This window comes from Achromobacter deleyi (assembly GCF_013116765.2).
In the GTDB taxonomy this organism is placed as follows: domain Bacteria; phylum Pseudomonadota; class Gammaproteobacteria; order Burkholderiales; family Burkholderiaceae_B; genus Achromobacter; species Achromobacter deleyi_A.
In genome coordinates, this window is record NZ_CP074375.1 from 2,250,015 (window position 1) to 2,267,715 (window position 17,701).

Sequence of the window (17,701 nt, forward strand, 5' to 3'; positions counted from 1 at the left end):
AATAAGATCAGCCTTGGATTTTAGCAGTCTGCGCACGGTGTTTTCCCTAATCCCCTAGGGCGCGACACAGTATGTACGTCGAAAAATCGCTTGCCGATGTTTTTTTCATACGTGAAAATAAATTCATGTATGAAAAATTAATGGACGAGACATGACCCAGAAGAAAACCCCGGCATGGCTGGTGCGGGAGGCCGACGTGCCTGGTTACCACCCCGCAAACCACACCGGCACCCTCAACCGCCGGCTGATCGGCCCGGACACGGTCGGCGCCCGCGGCGTCGAAGTGCTGCTGGGCGTGATCGACAAGGGCAAAGGCGCGCTGCCGCACGCGCACCCCGGCATCGAGCAGGTCTGTTATCTGATCTCGGGAACGGCGCGCGCCCAGGTACAGGACGAATGGGCCGACATGGGGCCGGGGGACTGCTGCTACTTCCCGCCCGACATTCCCCACGTCTTTACCGTGACGAGCGAAGAGCCCGCGCGCCTGCTGGTGATCTACACGCCGCCGTACGAAGAATCCCCCGATCGCGTGATCCGCGACTTTCCGGCGACACCCCCTGCCGCTTGATGCGGCGCTGTGACAGGCAGCGGCCGCAGAAGCCGCGCCCCACCCCATAAACACTGGAGACAAACCCATGCAACCTCTTCGCCTGCTAGGCGCCGCGCTCGTCAGCGGCGCAGCCATGATGGCCGCCCCCGCCGCCCATGCCGCCGACTACCCTTCCAAGCCGATCACCCTGATCGTGCCCTTCCCCGCCGGCTCGGGAACGGACGCCGTCGGGCGGATCTTCGGCTCCGAGCTGTCGGCCATCCTGGGCCAGCAGGTCGTGGTGGAAAACAAGCCCGGCGCCAACGCGACCATCGCGGCCAGCTACGTGGCGCGCGCCAAGCCCGACGGCTATACGCTGTTCGTCACGACCAATACATCGCATTCGGCCGCCCCCTGGCTGATGAAGAATGTGCCGTACGACCCTGTCAAGGATTTCACCCCGATCGCCCGCGGCGGCAACCTGCCCTTCATCCTGGTGGTGAACCCCAAGCGCCCCTGGAAGACCGTGGGAGACCTGGTGACCGACGCGCGCCAGCATCCCGGCCGCATCACCTACGCCAGCGGCAACAGCACGGGCATCGTCGCCGGCGCCACGCTGGCCAATCGCGCCAAGATCGACATCCTGCATGTGCCCTATAAGGGCACGCCCCAGAGCCTGACCGACGTGGTCGGCGGCCAGGTGGATTTCATGTTCACCGATCTGGCCTCGGGCCTGCCCTTCGTGCAATCGGGGCAGTTGCGGGCCCTGGCCGTGTCCACGGCCGAGCGCAGCGCCATCGTGCCGGACCTGCCGTCCATGGCCGAGTCGGGCGTGCCGGACTTCGACCTGAATTCGTGGAATGGCTATTTCGGTCCGGCCGGCATGCCGCCCGAGGTCGTGGCCAAGCTGAACGCCGCCATCAATCAGGTGGTCGCCAAGCCCGACACGAAAAAGCGCCTGGCCGGACTGGGTTTCGACGCCTTTTCCAGCACCCCCGAAGCCTTCGCCCAGTTCGTCAGCGAACAGCGCGACCTGTGGGGCAAGCTGATCCGGGATGCGGGGATCGAACAGCAATGATGGACCAACCCATCCCCGATACGCCTTGCGCCGGCCCCTTGAGCGGCGTGCGCATCCTGGATCTGAGCTCAGTCGTGATGGGGCCGTACGCCACCCAGGTCCTGGCCGATCTGGGCGCGGACGTGATCAAGGTGGAATCGCCCGCCGGCGACAACATGCGGGCCGTCGGCCCCATGCGCAATCCCGGCATGGGACATATCTACCTGCACCTGAACCGCAACAAGCGGTCCATCGTGCTGGACCTGAAGACGCCCGAGGGACTGGCCGCCTGCCTGAAGCTGGCGGAAAGCTGCGATGCCCTGCTCTACAACATACGCCCCCAGGCGATGGCGCGGCTGGGCCTGTCCTATGAAGCAGTGGCGGCCCGCAATCCGCATATCGTGTATGTGGGCGCCTATGGTTTCGGCGAGGCCGGCCCCTATGCCGGACGCCCGGCCTATGACGACCTGATCCAGGGCCAGACCGGCATCGCCGCGCTGTCGGCCCAGCAGAGCGGCGATGTGCCGCGCTACGCCCCGCTGACGCTGGCCGACCGCGCGGTCGGGCTGCATGTGGGCATCGCGCTGGTGTCGGCCGTGCTGAACGCCCGCGCCCGCGGTCGCGGCCAGCAGGTGGAGATTCCCATGTTCGAAGGGATGGCCCATCTGGTGCTGGGCGATCACCTGGGCGGCGCCACCTTCGAGCCCCCGCTGGGCCCGACGGGCTATGCGCGCCTGTTGGCGCCGCATCGCCGGCCCTATGCGACGGCCGACGGCTACATCTGCCTGCTGATCTATAACGACAAGCATTGGCGCAATTTCTTCGACCTGATCGGCCGTCCCGAACTGTCGCAAGACCCGCGTTTTTGCACGCACGGGGCGCGAGCGGCGAACATCAGCGAGGTCTACGCCTTCGTGGCCGAGGTGATCGCCACGCGGCCCAGCCAGGACTGGCTGCACGACCTGGCGCGAGCGGACATCCCTGCCTCGCAGCTCTACACGATCGACGGCCTGATCCAGGACGAGCACCTGGCCGCCACCGGCTTCATCCAGGAACTGGACCACCCCACGGAAGGCCGGATCCGCACCCCCGCCCCGCTGGGCCGGTACGAAGACACCCCGACATCCATACGCCGCCCCGCCCCGCGGCTGGGCCAGCACAGCCGCGAAGTGCTGGCCGAGGCCGGCTACGGCCCGGAACGGATCGACGCCATGGTCGCCCGTGGCATTACCCAAGATGGAAACGACTAATGGACTTTGAATTCACTCCCGAGCAATTGGCGTTGCGCGACGCCGTCTCCCGCATCTGCGACCGCTACCCCGACGAATACTGGCTGGAGCGCGACCGCGAGGGCGGCTTCCCGGAACCGCTGCACGCGGACCTTGCCCGCGACGGCTGGCTGGGCATCGCCATGCCGCAGGAGTACGGCGGCGCCGGCCTGGGCATGACCGAAGCCGCGCTGATGATGCAGACGATCGCGGCCTCGGGCGCCGGCTTTACCGGCGCCTCCGCCGTCCACATGAATATCTTCGGATTGAATCCCGTCGTCGTGTTCGGCAGCGACGAGCAACGCGGCCGCTGGCTGGAGCCGCTGATCGCCGGCCGCGAGAAGGCCTGCTTTGCCGTCACCGAACCGGACGCCGGCCTGGACACGACCAAACTCAGCACCCGCGCCGTGCGCCAGGGCGACGAATACATCGTCCACGGCCGCAAGATCTGGATATCCACGGCGCAGGTGGCCAACAAGATGCTGCTGCTGGCGCGGACCACCCCGCTGTCCGAGGTGGAAAAACCCACCCAGGGCCTGTCGCTTTTCTATACCGACCTCGACCGCGAAAAGATCGAAGTGCGCGAGATCGAAAAAATGGGCCGCAAGGCCGTGGATTCGAACATGCTGTTCATCGACGGCCTGCGCATCCCGGTGGCCGATCGCATCGGCGAGGAAGGCCGGGGCTTTGAGTACATCCTGCACGGCCTGAACCCCGAACGCATCCTGATCGCCGCGGAAGCAGTGGGCATCGGCCGCGCGGCGCTGGACCGGGCCGTCAAATATGCCGGCGAACGCACCGTGTTCGGCCGCCCCATAGGCCAGAACCAGGGCATCCAGCATCCGCTGGCGCAGGCCTGGATGCAACTGGAGGCCGCGGACCTGATGGTGTTCAAGGCGGCCAGCCTGTATGACGCCGGCAAGCCCTGCGGCCCCTACGCGAATTCGGCGAAATACCTGGCGGCCGAAGCCGGCTACAACGCCTGCCAGACAGCGGTGATGACGCTGGGCGGCATGGGCTACGCCAAGGAATACCATGTGGAACGGCTGCTGCGGGAGAGCTTCATCCCGCGCATCGCGCCGGTCAGCCCGCAACTGATCATGTGCTTCATCGCTGAAAAGGTGCTTGGGCTGCCGAAGTCCTACTGAGCAAGCCCGCGCCGCCAGCGGGCCTGGCTCAGGCCTGCTGTTCCAGCCCTGTGCATGCGGCCCGCAGGATGCGGGCATAGGCTTCCTGCTGCGGCTCGATCCGGTAGATCGGGCCGCCCACCGAAATGGCGTAGTGCTCGCCCGACAGGGTGACCGGCCAGGCGATGGCCCCCACATCGGCGATGGACTCCCCGCTGTTCATGAACCAGCCACGCTCGCGCGACAGCTCCAGGTCCGCCAGCAACGCTTCCCGCGTGACCAGTGTGCGATCGTTGTAGCGGGTCATGTTCATGCCCGCCAGCATGGCCTCGCGGGCCGGCTCGTCCAGCAGGGACATGAGCGCCTTTCCGAGCGAATTCGCATGAACATCCTTGAACTCGCCCGCAACAGGCGCATAACGGATGGTATGTGGCGAATCCAGCACATCCAGGTAGACCACGCGGCCGTCCGACGCCAGTTTGGCGAAAACGACGGTTTCGCGCGTGGCGTCCCTTAATTCCGTGAGGCTGGGATAGACCCGGTCCAGAACCGGGTCGGCGCGCGCGATGCGCTGCGCCATGGCCAGCAGGCGCCCGGTCGGGTAGTAGCCCTGGCGCCGCCCGGTTTCATAGAGATAACCCAGGCCGGTCAGGGTGCGGATCAGCGCCAGGCAGCTGGAAACAGGGACATCCAGCAAGCGGGCCAGTTCTGACAGCGGCAACGCGCGCTTCTCGCGGGCATAGGTTTCGATGATTTCGATAACTCGCAGCGCCGTCTTGACACTCATTGCCCGATCCGAACTCTTTAGCACGTGAACCATCTGTGTGCGCGGGGGCTAAAGTTCCCTGCGGCAGTGTCGTTATGGTAACTGAGAATTCCCTGAAAACAGCGCGTTCCTCCGAGACGCCCACCTCGCCGTTGGAGTGATCATGGCCGTAACCCCGTTAGCCCCCGCATCGTTCGCGCCGTTACCGGTCGCGGCCGTACACGTCGCACAAGACCCGTCAGCAACCGCCACGCCGGCAGCCGCGAGCACCAACAGCGGCGCTTCAGACAGCGCGACATCGGATCAATCCAATGCGCAGAAGCTGCCGCTGGAAAAAGCGTTGGACGAAATCAATGACCAGATGAAAGCCTGGTCCACACAGCTTCAATTCGAAATCGACCCCAACGTTCACCAGGTGGTGGTGTCGGTGGTCGATGCGGAGTCCGGTGACGTAATTCGCACGATCCCCAGCGAAACCGTACTCAAAATTGCCAAAATGATCGTGAACATGCAAGGCAATGGCATCAAGACCACAGCCTGATCCGGCACTTAAAACGCCGTTTACCACCTGTTTGAACCGCATTCGGTGAGAGAACCGGCGAATTAGGCCCGGCTTATGCCCTTACCCGGCCAATCGCCGGCACCATATTTTTGACAGAATCGCATCGCTAGGAAGGAATTTCACATGGCCACCATTACCAACCTCGGTTCGACTTCGGGCTTGCCCCTGGAAGACATCCTCACGAAGCTGCAGGCAGCCGAGGCAAAAAAGCTGGAGCTGTACACCAATCGCCAGACCAGCTTTGAAACCCGCGTCACGGCGTACGGCCAGCTGAAAAGCGCCGTGGAAGCCGTGCAGAAGGCTGCCGCCCTGCTGGGCAAGCCCGAAACGATGGGCGCAGTGAAAGGCAGCGTGACCGGCGGCGACGCCCTGACCGCGACCGTGGCCGCCGAAGGCGCCGTGGCGGGTCAATACACGATCAATGTGACCAGCATTGCCAGCTCGCAGACCCTGCAATCGGGCAGCGTGGCCGACCGCAAGGCGTCCAACGGCGCCACCGGTTCGTTTGAAATCGAACTGGCCGACGGCACCAAGAAAACCGTCGACCTGAAGGACGACACTTCGCTCAACGGCATCGTCAAGGCGGTCAACGCCGACGACACCCTGGGCGTGCGCGCCACCGTCATCACCGACGGCGACGGCAAGAGCTACCTGATGCTGACCGCCAAGAACACCGGCGTGCAGGCTTCGGTGAAGTCCATCACGGTAACGGGCGACCAGTCGCTCAAGGATGTCCTGAGCTACAGCAGCACCGATCCCGCCAACAGCAAGATGACGGCCACCGCCGCCACCGACGCGGAAATCGACATCAACGGCATCACCGTCAAGAGCGGCACGAACAATATTTCGACCGCCATCGACGGCGTGACGCTGAACCTGACCGCCAAGACCGAAGCCGGCAAGCCGATCACGCTGAAGCTGGAAAGCGACCCCTCCGTCGCCAGCAAGGCCATCCAGAGCTTCGTGACCGCCTACAACACGCTGCAAACGACGATCAAGAACCTGACGGCGTTCGACGCCGATGCCGCCACCAACCAGCCGCTGACCGGCGACGGCACCACCCGCAGCATCCAGTCGTCGCTCACCAGCGCGCTGCAGTTCGTGACGGGCGAAGGCACCCTGCGCTCGCTGGCCGATCTGGGCATCACGACGAACCCGACCACCCGCCAGCTGACGCTGGACCAGACCAAGCTGGACAAGGCCCTAGCCTCGAACAGCGCCGACGTCACGCGCATGCTGGCCGGCACCGACGGCCTGGCCGCCAAGTTCGAGAAAGCCACCAAGGACATTCTCAGCGACACCGGCTCGATCAAGATCAAGACCGATGGCCTGGCCAAGTCCATCACCAGCGTCAAAGACCAGTACACCCGCGCCAAGGCAGCCAGTGACGCCTCCATGGAACTGATGCGCGCCCAGTTCGTCCAACTGGACAAGTTCGTTTCGCAGCAGCAGGTCACCGCCAGCTACCTGACGCAGCAGTTCGCGGCCATGAACAAGTCGACCTCTTAACCAAGAAGATGCATTAAATGACGTACGCCGCACGCCGCCCCACAGGCTCATACTCTGCCCGCTCCTACGCCGATATCGGCCTGGAAACGCAAGTGATGAGCGCCACCCCGGAAAGGCTGATCACTCTGCTCTACCATGGTGCGCGGGCGGCGATCGGGCAGGCTCGCATCCACTTGCAGGAAGGCCGCGTGGCCGAGCGGGGTGCGGCCATCACCAAGGCGATCAAGATCGTCGACGAAGGCCTGAAAATGGGCCTCAACATGGAGGCCGGCGGCGATATTGCAGCCAATCTGGGCCGCCTCTATGACTACATCGTCCGCACGCTGCTGATGGCGAACCTGAAAGCGGACGTCGAGCAGCTCGAGATCGCGGACCGCCTGCTGGCGGATCTGGCCGAAGCCTGGCAGACATCCATCGATCGACCTGCACCCGGCGCACAGCTTTGATGGCCCACACGACGAATTTTGCCAGCCATCGAACGCCCGAGATTTCTATGACGTCCCTTACCCAGTACTCCGCCATCCTGGAACAGTATCAGGAGATCGCCATATCCACGGGCGAGATGTTGACGGCCGCCCAGGCCGGTGACTGGGATACCGCGCTCGCCCACGGTCAGCTCTATTGCGAACAGGTGGAGCGCCTGCGCCATGCCGAACGCTCCAGCCCCCTGGACGACGCCGGCCGCAGCATGAAATACGACCTGCTCGTGCGCATCCTGGAAAACGATGCGCTTACGCGGGACCTGGCGCTGCCGCAACTGGCGCGGCTGGGCGAATTGCTGGGACGCATGAAGCGCCAGCAGACCCTGCTGTCCGCCTACGGCAACCAGGCGCCTGAAGAATGAGCATCGGTCCCGCCGCGCTTGGCAACGTCCTGGTGCAGCGGCTGGACGCCGTGCTTGGCACGACGATGTCCGCCGCGAACGCCAACCAGATCTCGGGCGCGCGGCCCGACGCCGTCAGCCAGCCCGGCAGCCCGGAAAAACCCGGACCGTCGGACGGATCCACCCGCGATTCCCGGCAAGGCATACAAACTGGCGGCGCCCGAGGCGACCGCCAGAATACTGTTGTCGACCCCAAAACCGCCGCGGCGCTGGCGCTGGCTGCCCGCGGCCTGGTCACCAGCAGCGACACGACGGCGTCGGCCCCGACCACGCTGGGCACGACCGCGCGCACCATTCTTGCCCTGCTGGCCCAGTATCCGGAAACCGCACCCGCAGTGCAGGGGCGCGCCCCGCTCTGGAGCGGGGACGCGTCCGGCGCCCAGCCCGGCGGCGCGGCGACCGGCCAGGCCACGGCTGGCCAGCCTGGACAAGCCGCCCAGCCCGGCCAGCCGGCGCCCGCGCCCGCGCCGGCCCAACCTGCCACCGCCGCCAACCTGCCCCCCGCCCTGCCGACCACCGCGGCCGGCGCTGGCGAGACGGCCGCCGCCAAGCCCGCCCCGCATTCCGCGGGCCTGGCCAATGGCGCCCATGGCGCCAAGGGACCCGACGCCACCGCCCATGCCTCGCTCGCCACCGGCGGCCCGTCGGCCCGCGCGCTTGGACAAGCCCTGCGCGTCGCGCTGCAAACCAGCGGCCTGTTCTACGAATCGCACCTGACCGACATGGTCTTCGGACGGACCAATCCGTCCACCTTGCAGAACGAACCGCAAGCCAGGCTGGCCAAGGACGCCGCCGCACAGGGCAACGCCCAGACCCGCGGCCGGCCGGAGACGGCCGGCGCCAGCCGGTCCGGCGCCAGTGCCGACGCACCCTCTTCTTCCGGCCCATCCGGCTCGTCTGCGCCCGGCGCCCCCATCAGCGGCATCCACCAGGATCTGACCGTGCTGGTGCGCCAGCAGCTTGACGTGCTGGCCAACCAGACGCTGACCTGGCAAGGCGAAGCCTGGCCCGGCACGCCGATGGAATGGGAAGTGGAGCGCGACCCCTATGGCGCGGACCGCGAGTCGGCGGTTCCCACCTGGGCCACCCGCCTGAAACTGGATCTTCCGCGCCTGGGCCTGGTCGACGCCCGACTGAACCTGGCCGGAGACCAGATCGTGCTGCAGCTGATCGCCCCTCACAGCGCGAGCGAGATCAATGACTCCTCGGACACGCTGCGTTCGCGCCTGCTAGCCGCGGGCCTCACCCTGAGCAATCTATCGGTAAGCGTGGTCGAACCGCGCCCCGTCATCCCGGCCGATTTCTGATGAGCATTACCCCCACCCCGGCGGACAATGGCCCCAACGCCAACCGCAACGCGGCGGTCGCCATTTCCTATGACGACAAGGACGGCGCCCCGCGCGTGGTCGCCAAAGGCTACGGCCAGCTGGCGGACACCATCGTCCGCGCCGCCGAGGAAAACGGGCTATATGTGCATGAATCGCGTGAACTTGTCGGTTTGCTCATGCAAGTCGACCTGGATGCACATATTCCCCCCCAACTCTACGTGGCGGTGGCAGAATTGCTGGCCTGGCTCTACCGCCTGGAATCGCGCGAAGTTCCTGACGCCGCGCGGCCCGATCTCACTACCTAAGGATTATCAACGTGTTGGATGCCAGCGACCCGGAATTCCTGCTGACCCGGCCGGAAGACATGCGCTCAGCCCTCTTTGAGCTGACGCACCCCGACAGCCACATCCTCGTGCGCGATGCCGCCGACCGCGAGATCGCCGTGCTGATCCTGGGCGCCGACAAGCAGACGCGCCAGTTTTTCTGGCGCCCGCGCGACTACGCCGGCGCGGACTTCGAACAGTCCGACAGCTTGGGCCTGCTCAGCGGCACCACTTTCTATTTCAATGCCACCGCCTATGGCGGCGTGCAGATCCGCTTTCGCGTGCAGCGGCCGGAAGTGATCCACTTCGATGACGGCAGCGCCGCCCTGATGTCGCCGTTCCCCGACCGCCTGGCCCGCATCCAGCGCCGCAAGATGTTCCGCGCCTCGATGATCCCCAGCGCCAACCGCTGCGTTGCAACCTGGCAGTCGGCTCCCACGGAAAAGCTGCTGGGCTTCACCGTGCGCGATATCTCGGTGGACGGCGTGGGGTTGCGCATAGACCTCCCGGTCAGCGTCCTGCCCGAAAGCGGCAGCGTGATGGAAGGCGTGGAACTGGACTTTGGCGAACTGGGCAAGTTCAGCGCCGACCTGGAAGTTCGAAACGTGTACCCGGTCTCCGGACAGCCCATGACCCGCCCGGAGAACCCGGACGACGAAGCGCCCAAGCATCTGTCGCTTACCGGCGAACCGCCGCTCAGCCACCTGGGAGCGCTGTTCCTGAATCTGAATGCACGCCAGGAAAACTGGCTGCAACAGGTGGTATGGCGCCTGGAGAAAGGCGCGCAACGCACCTGAACAGACGCGAGCCTTCCCTTGTGGAAGGCTTCGCGCCAACCTCGCGCCTCAGACGGCCATCGAGGAAATTTCCTTGTACGCGGAAACCAGCTTGTTGCGCACCTGAACCGCCGTCTGGAAGCCGATGCTGGCCTTCTGCATGTCGATCATGACGTCGTTCAACGAAATATCGGGCGCGCCCATCTCGAAGGCCTTGGCCTGAGCGGTGGCGGCGTTCTGCGCGGATGTCACGCGGCGGATGGAACGCTGCAACTCCGCGGCGAAGCCGTCGGGCTGACCCGTCACTTCGCCTGCGGCAAAGTTACCGGTTTCCGCCTTGCTCACTACCGTGCGCATCTGCTGGAGCATGCTTTCGATGCCGGACAAGCCTGATACAGCCATTACCTGATTCCTTGCTGGTGGGGGGATTACGCCAATATGCACATGCAGCGTAACGCCGATCGGGCTTGCTCATAGCCGACAAGAACCGCCAAAAAACCCGACATTTCCGCGAATGCCGCAGCCCTGGCCCAGGGATGTGGCGCGGCTTTGCGCGTTGTCATCGACATAGGGGATAAGTAACGCCAAAAAACGGCTGTTTTCAACGATTGGGATTGCCGTCTCAGGGGCAATAATCCACGCTCTCCCCAGACCAGAAGCACGTTGCATGTGTAATCTGCCCTACCCAGACATGAAGCCTATTTCCCTGCTCCGCGAAGCCAGCGGGAGCCGTCGATGAATCAGCAGGCTACCCTGAGCTCGTCGCTTCTGGCCAAGTTCCCCGTGCTGGAAAGGATTCGGGCGCTGCCCAAGCCCATTCTGCTCGGCGCTGCCGCCGCGGCGGTCGCGGTGATCGTCGCCGTGGCCCTGTGGAGCAGAGAGCCCAACTACAAGGTCCTGTTCTCGAACCTGGATGATCGCGACGGCGGCGCCATCGTGACGGCACTGGGCACGATGAACGTGCCTTACCGCTACAACGAGACCGGCACCGCCCTTCTCGTTCCGGCGGATCGCGTGTACGACGCCCGGTTGCAGCTGGCCTCCCAAGGCCTGCCGCGAGGCGGCTCCGTGGGCTTCGAGCTGATGGACAATGCCCGTTTCGGCGCCAGCCAGTTCGCCGAACAGATCAACTATCAGCGCGGTCTGGAAGGCGAGCTGGCCCGTTCGATCGAAGCCATGCACACCGTGCAGCACGCCCGGGTCCACCTGGCCATGCCGCGCCAGTCGCTATTCGTGCGTGAGCGCCAGGCGCCCACCGCGTCGGTGCTGCTTAACGTGTACCCCGGCCGCAGCCTCAGCGATTCCCAGGTTTCCGCGATTTCCTGGCTGGTTGCTTCCAGCGTGCCCGAGCTGACCGCCGAGAACGTCTCCATCGTCGACCAGAATGGTCGCCTGCTGTCGGCGCCTGCGGGCGAAGGCCGCGGCATGGACGCCGACCAGATGCGCTTCGTGCGCGAAATGGAACAGCGCACCGTCGAACGCATCCTTACCATCCTGAATCCGCTGGTCGGTCCGGGCAACGTCCATGCGCAAGCCAGCGCCGACGTCGACTTCGCCCGCCGCGAGGAAACGTCCGAGGTCTACCGTCCCAACCAGGAACCGGGCCAGGCTTCGGTGCGCAGCCAGCAGACCAGCGATTCGACCCAGCGCGGCGTCAACCCCGCCCAGGGCGTACCCGGCGCGCTGTCGAACCAGGCCCCGGCCAATGCCCAGGCGCCGATCGCCAACCCGCCGCAGCCGCAACCGCCACGCCCTGGCCAGCCGCCGCAGCCGGCCAACGCGCAACAGCAGCAACAGCAGCAGACCGGCACTCAGGCCGCCACCGGCAACCTGAATGAACGCCGCGACGCGACCACCAACTATGAAGTGGACCGCACCATCAGCCACATCAAGCAACCGGTGGGCAACCTGAAGCGCCTGTCGGTCGCCGTGGTGGTGAACTACATCCGCGACAAGGACGGCGAGCTGCAAGCCCTGCCGCCCGAAGAACTGAACAAGCTCACCAACCTGGTCCGCGAGGCGATGGGTTATTCCGAAACGCGCGGCGATTCGCTGAACCTGGTGAACAGCCAGTTCAACGATGGCCCGCCGCCGGTGCCGATGTGGCGCGATCCGGAAATGATCTCGCTGTTCAAGACGATCCTGGCCTGGCTGTTGGGTGGCGTGCTGGCTCTGTGGCTGTATCGCAAGCTGCGCCGCACCGTGGGCGAGTACCTGTACCCGCCGGTCGATCCCGAACAGGCTGAAGCCGAGCGCGCCGAAGCGGCACGCGAGGCCCAGGACGTGGCACGCGCCAAGGAAGTGGACCGCTACCAGGACAACCTGGAGCGCGCCCGCAACATGGCCAACAAGGATCCGCGCGCCGTCGCAATGGTTCTGCGCACCTGGATGAGCAAAGATGAAAAATGATTCCCTACCCATGGACGGCATGACGCGTAGCGCCGTCCTGATGATGTCGCTGGGCGAGGACGCGGCGGCCGAGGTATTCAAGTACCTGAGCGCCCGTGAAGTCCAGCAGGTCGGCGGCGCCATGGCCAGCCTGAAGCAAGTCACGCGCAACGATGTCGCCGTGGTGCTGGAAGAGTTCCGCCAGGAAGCCGACCAGTTCATGGCCGTCACGCTGGGCTCGGACGACTACATCCGCAGCGTGCTGACCAAGGCCCTGGGCAGCGATCGCGCCGCCGGCCTGATCGAAGACATCCTGGAAGCCGGCGACGGCGGCAGCGGCATCGATGCGCTGAACTGGCTGGATCCGAACACCGTGGCCGAGCTGATCGGCGACGAACATCCGCAGATCATCGCGACCATCCTGGTGCACCTGGAGCGCGACCGCGCGGCGGGCGTGCTGGCGCTGCTGACGGACCGCCTGCGCAACGATGTGATGTTGCGGATCGCCACCTTCGGCGGCGTGCAGCCCGCGGCCCTCTCCGAATTGACCGAAGTGCTCAATTCCGTGCTGGCTGGCCAGGGCGCCAAGCGCAGCAAGATGGGCGGCGTGCGCACCGCGGCCGAGATCCTGAACATGATGAATTCGACTCAGGAAGAGACCGTCGTCGCCAGCCTGCGCGAACGCGACAACGACCTGGCGCAGAAGATCATCGACGAGATGTTCGTCTTCGACAACCTGCTCGACGTCGAGGATCGCGCCATCCAGCTCATCCTCAAGGAAATCGACAACGACACGCTCATGGTCGCGCTCAAGGGCGCCCAGGAAGAGCTGCGCGCGAAGTTCCTGCGCAATATGTCCAGCCGTGCAGCCGAAATGCTGCGCGAAGACCTGGAAGCGCAAGGTCCGATCCGCATGTCCAAGGTCGAGACCGAACAGAAGAAGATCCTCCAGATCGCCCGCCGCCTGGCCGAAAGCGGCCAGATCGTCCTGGGCAACTCCGGAGACGATGCGTATGTCTGAAGCGGACAACGGCGCGACGACGCTCATCTCGCGCAGCGCCGCCTGGCGGCGCTGGCAGATGCTGTCGTTCGACGAGCCGGCGCCCGTCGAAGTCGAGCCCGAACCCGATCCCGATCCGGGTCCGGATCCCGCCGTGGTGATGGCCCAGCTGCGTGCCCAGGCGATTGCCGAAGGCCACGAGGAAGGGCTGGCGCGCGGACACGCCGCCGGGCTCGAAGCGGGCCAGCAAGCGGGCCATGAAGCCGGCCTGGCCGCCGGACATGCGGCCGGCTACGCCGAAGGCCTGGCCGAGGGTCGCGTACAGGCCGCCGCGGAAGCGCAGCGCCTGCACGCCCTGGTCGAAGCCTGCGCCGTATCGCTCGGCGCGCTGGAAGAAAAAATGGGCCAGAGCCTCCTGACCCTGGCCCTGGACATAGCGCAACAAGTGGTGCGCACCACCCTCGCCGAGCAGCCCGACACCGTGGCCAGCGCCGTGCGCGACGTGCTGCACATCAACCCCACCGCGGGTGGCCAGATGCGCTTGTGGGCCAACCCGGACGATATCGAGCTGATCCGCCAGCATCTGGCCGACGAGCTGAAAGAAGGCCATTGGCGCGTCCTGGCCGACGAATCCATCACGCGCGGCGGTTGCCGCGCGGAAACGCCGTTCGGCGACATCGACGCCACCCTGCAGACCCGCTGGCGGCGCGTCGCGGCCTCGCTGGGCCGCAACGTGTCCTGGGAGGAGCCGGCGTGAACGGCAATCCGGTCCCCGCGCAGCCCGGCCAGGCCGCCGCGCCCATGGCCGCCGCTCCTGCGCCGGCCACGTCCGTCATCGACCGCTGGCAGACCCAGCTGCAGATCGGTTCGATCCGCGCCGCGTCCACCGACCCCTGGCTGGTCAGCGGCAAGATCACGCGGGCCACGGGCCTGGTGCTGCACGCGACCGGCCTGCGCCTGCCCGTGGGCGCCGCCGCGCGCATCGAGATCGCCCGCGGCCACGACCATTGGGCCGACGCCGAAGTGGTCGGTTTCGACGGCCATACGCTATACCTGATGCCGCAGGCCGATATTTCCGGCCTGCCTCCCGGCGCGCGCGTCGTGCCCGGCGAACCGCCCGTGCAGCGCCAGATTCCGCTGCCGCGCAAAGCCGAACTGAACGGCAATGCCAAGCCCCAGCTGGGCCGCCACCTCCCGGTGGGCAATGCCCTGTTGGGCCGCGTGCTTGACGGCGCGGGCCGCCCGCTGGACGGGTTGGGCCCGCTGACGGGCGCCGAGCTGGCGCCCCTGTCCGCCCAGCCCATCAATCCGCTGTCGCGCGCGCCGATCGATACCGTGCTGGATACGGGCGTGCGCGCCATCAACGGCCTGCTCACCGTCGGTCGCGGCCAGCGCATGGGCCTGTTCGCCGGCTCCGGCGTGGGCAAGAGCGTGCTGCTGGGCATGATGGCCCGCTACACCAAGGCCGACGTGATCGTCGTCGGCCTGATTGGCGAACGGGGCCGCGAAGTCAAGGAATTCATCGAGCACAACCTGGGCCCCGAAGGCCTGGCGCGCTCGGTCGTGGTGGCCGCGCCCGCGGACGTCTCGGCGCTGCTGCGCCTGCAAGGCGCCGCCTACGCGACGCGCCTGGCGGAGCACTTCCGCGACCAGGGCCTGGACGTGCTGCTGATCATGGATTCGCTCACCCGCTACGCGATGGCGCAACGGGAAATCGCGCTGGCCATCGGCGAGCCGCCCGCGACCAAGGGCTATCCGCCGTCGGTGTTCGCCAAGCTGCCCATGCTGGTCGAACGCGCCGGCATGGGTGCGCCCGGTCCGTCCGGCAAGGCCGGTTCCATCACGGCGTTCTACACCGTGCTGGCGGAAGGCGACGACCAGCAGGATCCCATCGCCGACTCCGCGCGCGCCATTCTGGACGGCCACGTGGTGCTGTCGCGCCACCTGGCCGAGGCGGGCCACTATCCCGCCATTGATATCGAGGCGTCGATCTCGCGCGCCATGACCTCGCTCATCACGACGCAGCAATTCGCCGTGGTGCGCCGTTTCAAGCAAAGCCTGTCGCGCTATCAGCGCAATCGCGACCTCATCGCCGTAGGCGCCTACGCCGCCGGCAACGACCCGCAGCTGGACGACGCCATTGCCCGCTACCCCCGCCTGGAAGCTTTCCTGCAACAGGACATCGGCGAGAACGTGGGCTATGAAGACGCCGTCAACCAGCTGCGAGCCAGTTTCGAATCACGGGACACCTATGCCTAGCCAATTGCCTCTGGACATGCTGATCAACCTGGCCAAGGAGAGCACGGACGAAGCCGCGCGCCTGCTGGGCCGGCTCAGCGCCGAACGCAGCAATGCCGAACGCCAGCTATCCATGCTGCACGACTACCGCCAGGACTACCTGGAGCGTCTGCAGCAGGCCATGACCAGCGGCATGGCGGCAAGCGATTGCCACAATTACCAGCGCTTCATCGGCACGCTCGACGACGCTATCGGCCAGCAGCAAGGCGTGCTGCGCCAGGCGGACGAAAACCTGTCCAAGGGCCGCCTGTACTGGCAGCAGGAAAAACGCAAACTCAATTCCTACGACGCCCTGGCGCAGCGCGAAATGCGCGCCCAGGCCGTGGTGGAGTCCCGCCGCGAACAGCGCGCCAACGACGAATACTCTGCCCGCCTGGTCCAGCGCCAGGCTGGCGGCATGCATTAAGCAATACCTCACAGGAAGCCCCAGATGACCGCTCCCCTGCCCTTGCCTTCGATCGCGCCCGTCGCTCCGACGTCGATCGCCGACACGCTAGGCGCCAAGTCCGCATCCGCGAACAAGGCCGCGAACAAGAAAGGCCCCAGCTTCTCGGACGTGCTGGCCCAGCAGCGCCCGGCGCAACAGCGGCCGAACCAGGCCGCCGATTCGCGGCCCGCGGGCGACGCCGCCAAGACGCCGTCCAACGGCAAGAATACGAACGATCCGGCCAGCACCGCGGAAGGCGCTGCCGCCGGCGCAATCGATGAAGCCGTGCAGACCGCCACCCAGGCCGAAGCCGGCGCCCTGGCCGTCGCCGCCGCGCAACAGCCCGTCGCGCCGGTACTGCCGCAGCAGGCTTTGGAAATCGCCGCCCAGGCCGCCGAGCAGGTGCAACTGGCTCGCGGCAATGCCGCGGCGGCCGTCACCGCGATGAGCAGCGGCGCCGCCGTGCTGACCGCCGCGTTGAACGCCGCCGACACCGCCGCGCCCCAGGCCGCGCAAACCGCGCAAGTCCCGGTAGCGGCCACCGCCCAGCAGGCCGAGGCCGCTGCCGCGCTGGCCACCCGCGACGCCCAGGCCGCACTGCCGGTCGTAACCGCCGCCGTCAAGCCCGGCAGCGCGCCCGTCGCCGAAGCGCCTGTCGGCGCCAAGACCGTCGCCAAGGCCGAAACGCCGCGCCTGGCTCCCGAAATTTCCCTGCCGCGTCCCGCTCGCGATCAGCGTGCCGAAGCCGAGCCGGCCCCCGCCCTGTCCGCTCAGGTCGACGACGAGCAGGCGACCTTGCTGACCAGCACGGCGCAGCAGTTCCAGGCGCCCCAGCATGGGGCCTCCGCCCAGGACACGCTGGCCCAGGCCCTCGCCGCCGCGACGCAACGCCAGGCAGCTCCCGTGGCCAATCAGGCCGCCGTCGCCGTGCCGGTCGTCCCGGTGGTGCTGCAGGTCGCCACCCCGGTGGGCGCCACGCATTGGGGCACGGAACTCGGCCAGCAAATGGTCATGATGAGCAGCAACGCGCGCCAGGGCATGCAGACCGCCGAATTGCGCCTGGATCCCCCGGACCTGGGCCCGCTGCGAGTCAGCCTGAACCTGTCGGACGGCGTGGCCAGCGCCTCGTTCGTGTCGGCGCATGCCTCGGTGCGGCAGGCCATCGAAGTCGCGATTCCGCAACTGCAGCAAGCGCTGGCCCAGGCAGGCATCTCGCTGGGTCAGACCAGCGTGGGTGAACAGGCCGCGCAGCAGGAGTTCGCGCAACAGAACGGCGGTGGATCGCAACGCCAGCAAGGCGGAGCGTCCGGCGTGGCGGACGGCGCGGCCGATGGCGCGCAGCCCGCGGTAGCGGTGGCGCGCAACGCCAACGCGCTGATCGACACCTTCGCGTAATGAACCCGCTCCCCGCCGCCGGCAACGGATGCGGGAAGCGCAGCAATAGCTTGAGATACGCGGCT

Annotated in this window: 19 protein-coding genes; 17 read left to right on the plus strand and 2 right to left on the minus strand. The window is 66.5% G+C overall.

The genetic code is table 11. The features are described from left to right. Positions 1–151 precede the first annotated feature (151 nt). The 4 genes from HLG70_RS10045 (at position 152) to HLG70_RS10060 (ending at position 4,002) form a co-directional block, all read left to right on the plus strand. Complete coding sequence (locus tag HLG70_RS10045) at positions 152–568, plus strand: cupin domain-containing protein (protein ID WP_171662692.1); 417 nt, start codon at positions 152–154, stop codon at positions 566–568. 67 nt (positions 569–635) lie between these two features. Then, positions 636–1,607 (plus strand): Bug family tripartite tricarboxylate transporter substrate binding protein, encoded by a 972-nt coding sequence (locus HLG70_RS10050; RefSeq protein WP_171662691.1) that lies wholly within the window; start codon positions 636–638, stop codon positions 1,605–1,607. Beyond that, the gene (locus tag HLG70_RS10055) at positions 1,607–2,836 is read left to right on the plus strand and encodes a CaiB/BaiF CoA transferase family protein (RefSeq protein ID WP_171662816.1); all 1,230 of its coding nucleotides are present in this window, start codon (positions 1,607–1,609) and stop codon (positions 2,834–2,836) included. The genes HLG70_RS10050 and HLG70_RS10055 overlap by 1 nt, the downstream gene beginning before the upstream one ends. After that, positions 2,836–4,002, plus strand: coding sequence for an acyl-CoA dehydrogenase family protein (locus tag HLG70_RS10060; RefSeq protein WP_171662690.1), 1,167 nt, complete (start codon positions 2,836–2,838; stop codon positions 4,000–4,002). Before HLG70_RS10055 ends, HLG70_RS10060 begins: the two co-directional genes overlap by 1 nt. A 28-nt stretch (positions 4,003–4,030) precedes the next feature. On the opposite strand, the gene HLG70_RS10065 is transcribed toward HLG70_RS10060, so the two are convergent. Then, on the minus strand, positions 4,031–4,768 hold the full coding sequence (locus HLG70_RS10065; protein ID WP_171662689.1) for an IclR family transcriptional regulator: 738 nt from the start codon (positions 4,766–4,768) through the stop codon (positions 4,031–4,033). Positions 4,769–4,910: 142 nt separating this feature from the next. Between HLG70_RS10065 and HLG70_RS10070 the strand changes: the two genes are divergently transcribed. The 7 genes from HLG70_RS10070 to HLG70_RS10100 all read left to right on the plus strand — a co-directional run bounded on the left by HLG70_RS10070 (position 4,911) and on the right by HLG70_RS10100 (position 10,149). Next, a complete protein-coding gene (locus HLG70_RS10070) occupies positions 4,911–5,288 on the plus strand; it encodes a flagellar protein FlaG (protein ID WP_171662688.1) in 378 nt (125 codons plus the stop codon). Positions 5,289–5,432: 144 nt separating this feature from the next. Beyond that, positions 5,433–6,818, plus strand: a complete 1,386-nt coding sequence (gene fliD, locus HLG70_RS10075) for a flagellar filament capping protein FliD (RefSeq protein ID WP_171662687.1) — start codon at positions 5,433–5,435, stop codon at positions 6,816–6,818. Between the two features lie 17 nt (positions 6,819–6,835). Continuing rightward, complete coding sequence (fliS, locus tag HLG70_RS10080; protein WP_171662686.1) at positions 6,836–7,264, plus strand: flagellar export chaperone FliS; 429 nt, start codon at positions 6,836–6,838, stop codon at positions 7,262–7,264. 47 nt (positions 7,265–7,311) lie between these two features. Continuing rightward, positions 7,312–7,662, plus strand: coding sequence for a flagellar protein FliT (locus HLG70_RS10085; RefSeq protein ID WP_171662685.1), 351 nt, complete (start codon positions 7,312–7,314; stop codon positions 7,660–7,662). Further along, on the plus strand, positions 7,659–9,008 hold the full coding sequence (locus tag HLG70_RS10090) for a flagellar hook-length control protein FliK (RefSeq protein WP_171662684.1): 1,350 nt from the start codon (positions 7,659–7,661) through the stop codon (positions 9,006–9,008). Before HLG70_RS10085 ends, HLG70_RS10090 begins: the two co-directional genes overlap by 4 nt. Further along, on the plus strand, positions 9,008–9,334 hold the full coding sequence (locus HLG70_RS10095) for an EscU/YscU/HrcU family type III secretion system export apparatus switch protein (RefSeq protein WP_171662683.1): 327 nt from the start codon (positions 9,008–9,010) through the stop codon (positions 9,332–9,334). Before HLG70_RS10090 ends, HLG70_RS10095 begins: the two co-directional genes overlap by 1 nt. Before the next feature lie 14 nt (positions 9,335–9,348). After that, positions 9,349–10,149, plus strand: a complete 801-nt coding sequence (locus HLG70_RS10100; protein ID WP_171662815.1) for a flagellar brake protein — start codon at positions 9,349–9,351, stop codon at positions 10,147–10,149. 48 nt (positions 10,150–10,197) lie between these two features. Here HLG70_RS10100 and fliE read toward each other — a convergent pair whose 3' ends face one another. Beyond that, complete coding sequence (gene fliE / locus HLG70_RS10105; RefSeq protein WP_171662682.1) at positions 10,198–10,530, minus strand: flagellar hook-basal body complex protein FliE; 333 nt, start codon at positions 10,528–10,530, stop codon at positions 10,198–10,200. Positions 10,531–10,863: 333 nt separating this feature from the next. On the opposite strand from fliE, the gene fliF reads away from it, so the two are divergent. From fliF to HLG70_RS10135, 6 genes are read left to right on the plus strand one after another with little or no spacing between them, the layout of a single operon-like run. Further along, positions 10,864–12,537 carry a flagellar basal-body MS-ring/collar protein FliF gene (gene fliF / locus HLG70_RS10110; protein ID WP_171662681.1) on the plus strand — a complete coding sequence of 558 codons (1,674 nt, stop codon included), beginning with the start codon at positions 10,864–10,866 and terminating at the stop codon, positions 12,535–12,537. After that, on the plus strand, positions 12,527–13,537 hold the full coding sequence (gene fliG, locus HLG70_RS10115) for a flagellar motor switch protein FliG (protein WP_171662680.1): 1,011 nt from the start codon (positions 12,527–12,529) through the stop codon (positions 13,535–13,537). The genes fliF and fliG overlap by 11 nt, the downstream gene beginning before the upstream one ends. After that, the gene (fliH, locus tag HLG70_RS10120) at positions 13,530–14,273 is read left to right on the plus strand and encodes a flagellar assembly protein FliH (RefSeq protein ID WP_171662679.1); all 744 of its coding nucleotides are present in this window, start codon (positions 13,530–13,532) and stop codon (positions 14,271–14,273) included. The genes fliG and fliH overlap by 8 nt, the downstream gene beginning before the upstream one ends. Positions 14,274–14,317: 44 nt before the next feature. Beyond that, positions 14,318–15,775 (plus strand): flagellar protein export ATPase FliI, encoded by a 1,458-nt coding sequence (fliI, locus tag HLG70_RS10125; protein ID WP_171662814.1) that lies wholly within the window; start codon positions 14,318–14,320, stop codon positions 15,773–15,775. Continuing rightward, on the plus strand, positions 15,768–16,220 hold the full coding sequence (fliJ, locus tag HLG70_RS10130) for a flagellar export protein FliJ (protein WP_171662678.1): 453 nt from the start codon (positions 15,768–15,770) through the stop codon (positions 16,218–16,220). Before fliI ends, fliJ begins: the two co-directional genes overlap by 8 nt. 24 nt (positions 16,221–16,244) lie before the next feature. Continuing rightward, the gene (locus HLG70_RS10135; RefSeq protein ID WP_171662677.1) at positions 16,245–17,636 is read left to right on the plus strand and encodes a flagellar hook-length control protein FliK; all 1,392 of its coding nucleotides are present in this window, start codon (positions 16,245–16,247) and stop codon (positions 17,634–17,636) included. Positions 17,637–17,701: the final 65 nt, after the last annotated feature.

Excerpts from the sequence above, each read along its gene's own strand:
- HLG70_RS10045 (WP_171662692.1), top strand. The coding sequence starts at position 152 with ATGACCCAGAAGAAAACCCCGGCATGGCTGGTGCGGGAGGCCGACGTG.
- HLG70_RS10050 (WP_171662691.1), top strand. The coding sequence starts at position 636 with ATGCAACCTCTTCGCCTGCTAGGCGCCGCGCTCGTCAGCGGCGCAGCC.
- HLG70_RS10055 (WP_171662816.1), top strand. The coding sequence starts at position 1,607 with ATGGACCAACCCATCCCCGATACGCCTTGCGCCGGCCCCTTGAGCGGC.
- HLG70_RS10060 (WP_171662690.1), top strand. The coding sequence starts at position 2,836 with ATGGACTTTGAATTCACTCCCGAGCAATTGGCGTTGCGCGACGCCGTC.
- HLG70_RS10065 (WP_171662689.1), bottom strand. The coding sequence starts at position 4,768 with ATGAGTGTCAAGACGGCGCTGCGAGTTATCGAAATCATCGAAACCTAT.
- HLG70_RS10070 (WP_171662688.1), top strand. The coding sequence starts at position 4,911 with ATGGCCGTAACCCCGTTAGCCCCCGCATCGTTCGCGCCGTTACCGGTC.
- fliD (WP_171662687.1), top strand. The coding sequence starts at position 5,433 with ATGGCCACCATTACCAACCTCGGTTCGACTTCGGGCTTGCCCCTGGAA.
- fliS (WP_171662686.1), top strand. The coding sequence starts at position 6,836 with ATGACGTACGCCGCACGCCGCCCCACAGGCTCATACTCTGCCCGCTCC.
- HLG70_RS10085 (WP_171662685.1), top strand. The coding sequence starts at position 7,312 with ATGACGTCCCTTACCCAGTACTCCGCCATCCTGGAACAGTATCAGGAG.
- HLG70_RS10090 (WP_171662684.1), top strand. The coding sequence starts at position 7,659 with ATGAGCATCGGTCCCGCCGCGCTTGGCAACGTCCTGGTGCAGCGGCTG.
- HLG70_RS10095 (WP_171662683.1), top strand. The coding sequence starts at position 9,008 with ATGAGCATTACCCCCACCCCGGCGGACAATGGCCCCAACGCCAACCGC.
- fliE (WP_171662682.1), bottom strand. The coding sequence starts at position 10,530 with ATGGCTGTATCAGGCTTGTCCGGCATCGAAAGCATGCTCCAGCAGATG.
- fliF (WP_171662681.1), top strand. The coding sequence starts at position 10,864 with ATGAATCAGCAGGCTACCCTGAGCTCGTCGCTTCTGGCCAAGTTCCCC.
- fliG (WP_171662680.1), top strand. The coding sequence starts at position 12,527 with ATGAAAAATGATTCCCTACCCATGGACGGCATGACGCGTAGCGCCGTC.
- fliH (WP_171662679.1), top strand. The coding sequence starts at position 13,530 with ATGTCTGAAGCGGACAACGGCGCGACGACGCTCATCTCGCGCAGCGCC.
- fliI (WP_171662814.1), top strand. The coding sequence starts at position 14,318 with ATGGCCGCCGCTCCTGCGCCGGCCACGTCCGTCATCGACCGCTGGCAG.
- fliJ (WP_171662678.1), top strand. The coding sequence starts at position 15,768 with ATGCCTAGCCAATTGCCTCTGGACATGCTGATCAACCTGGCCAAGGAG.
- HLG70_RS10135 (WP_171662677.1), top strand. The coding sequence starts at position 16,245 with ATGACCGCTCCCCTGCCCTTGCCTTCGATCGCGCCCGTCGCTCCGACG.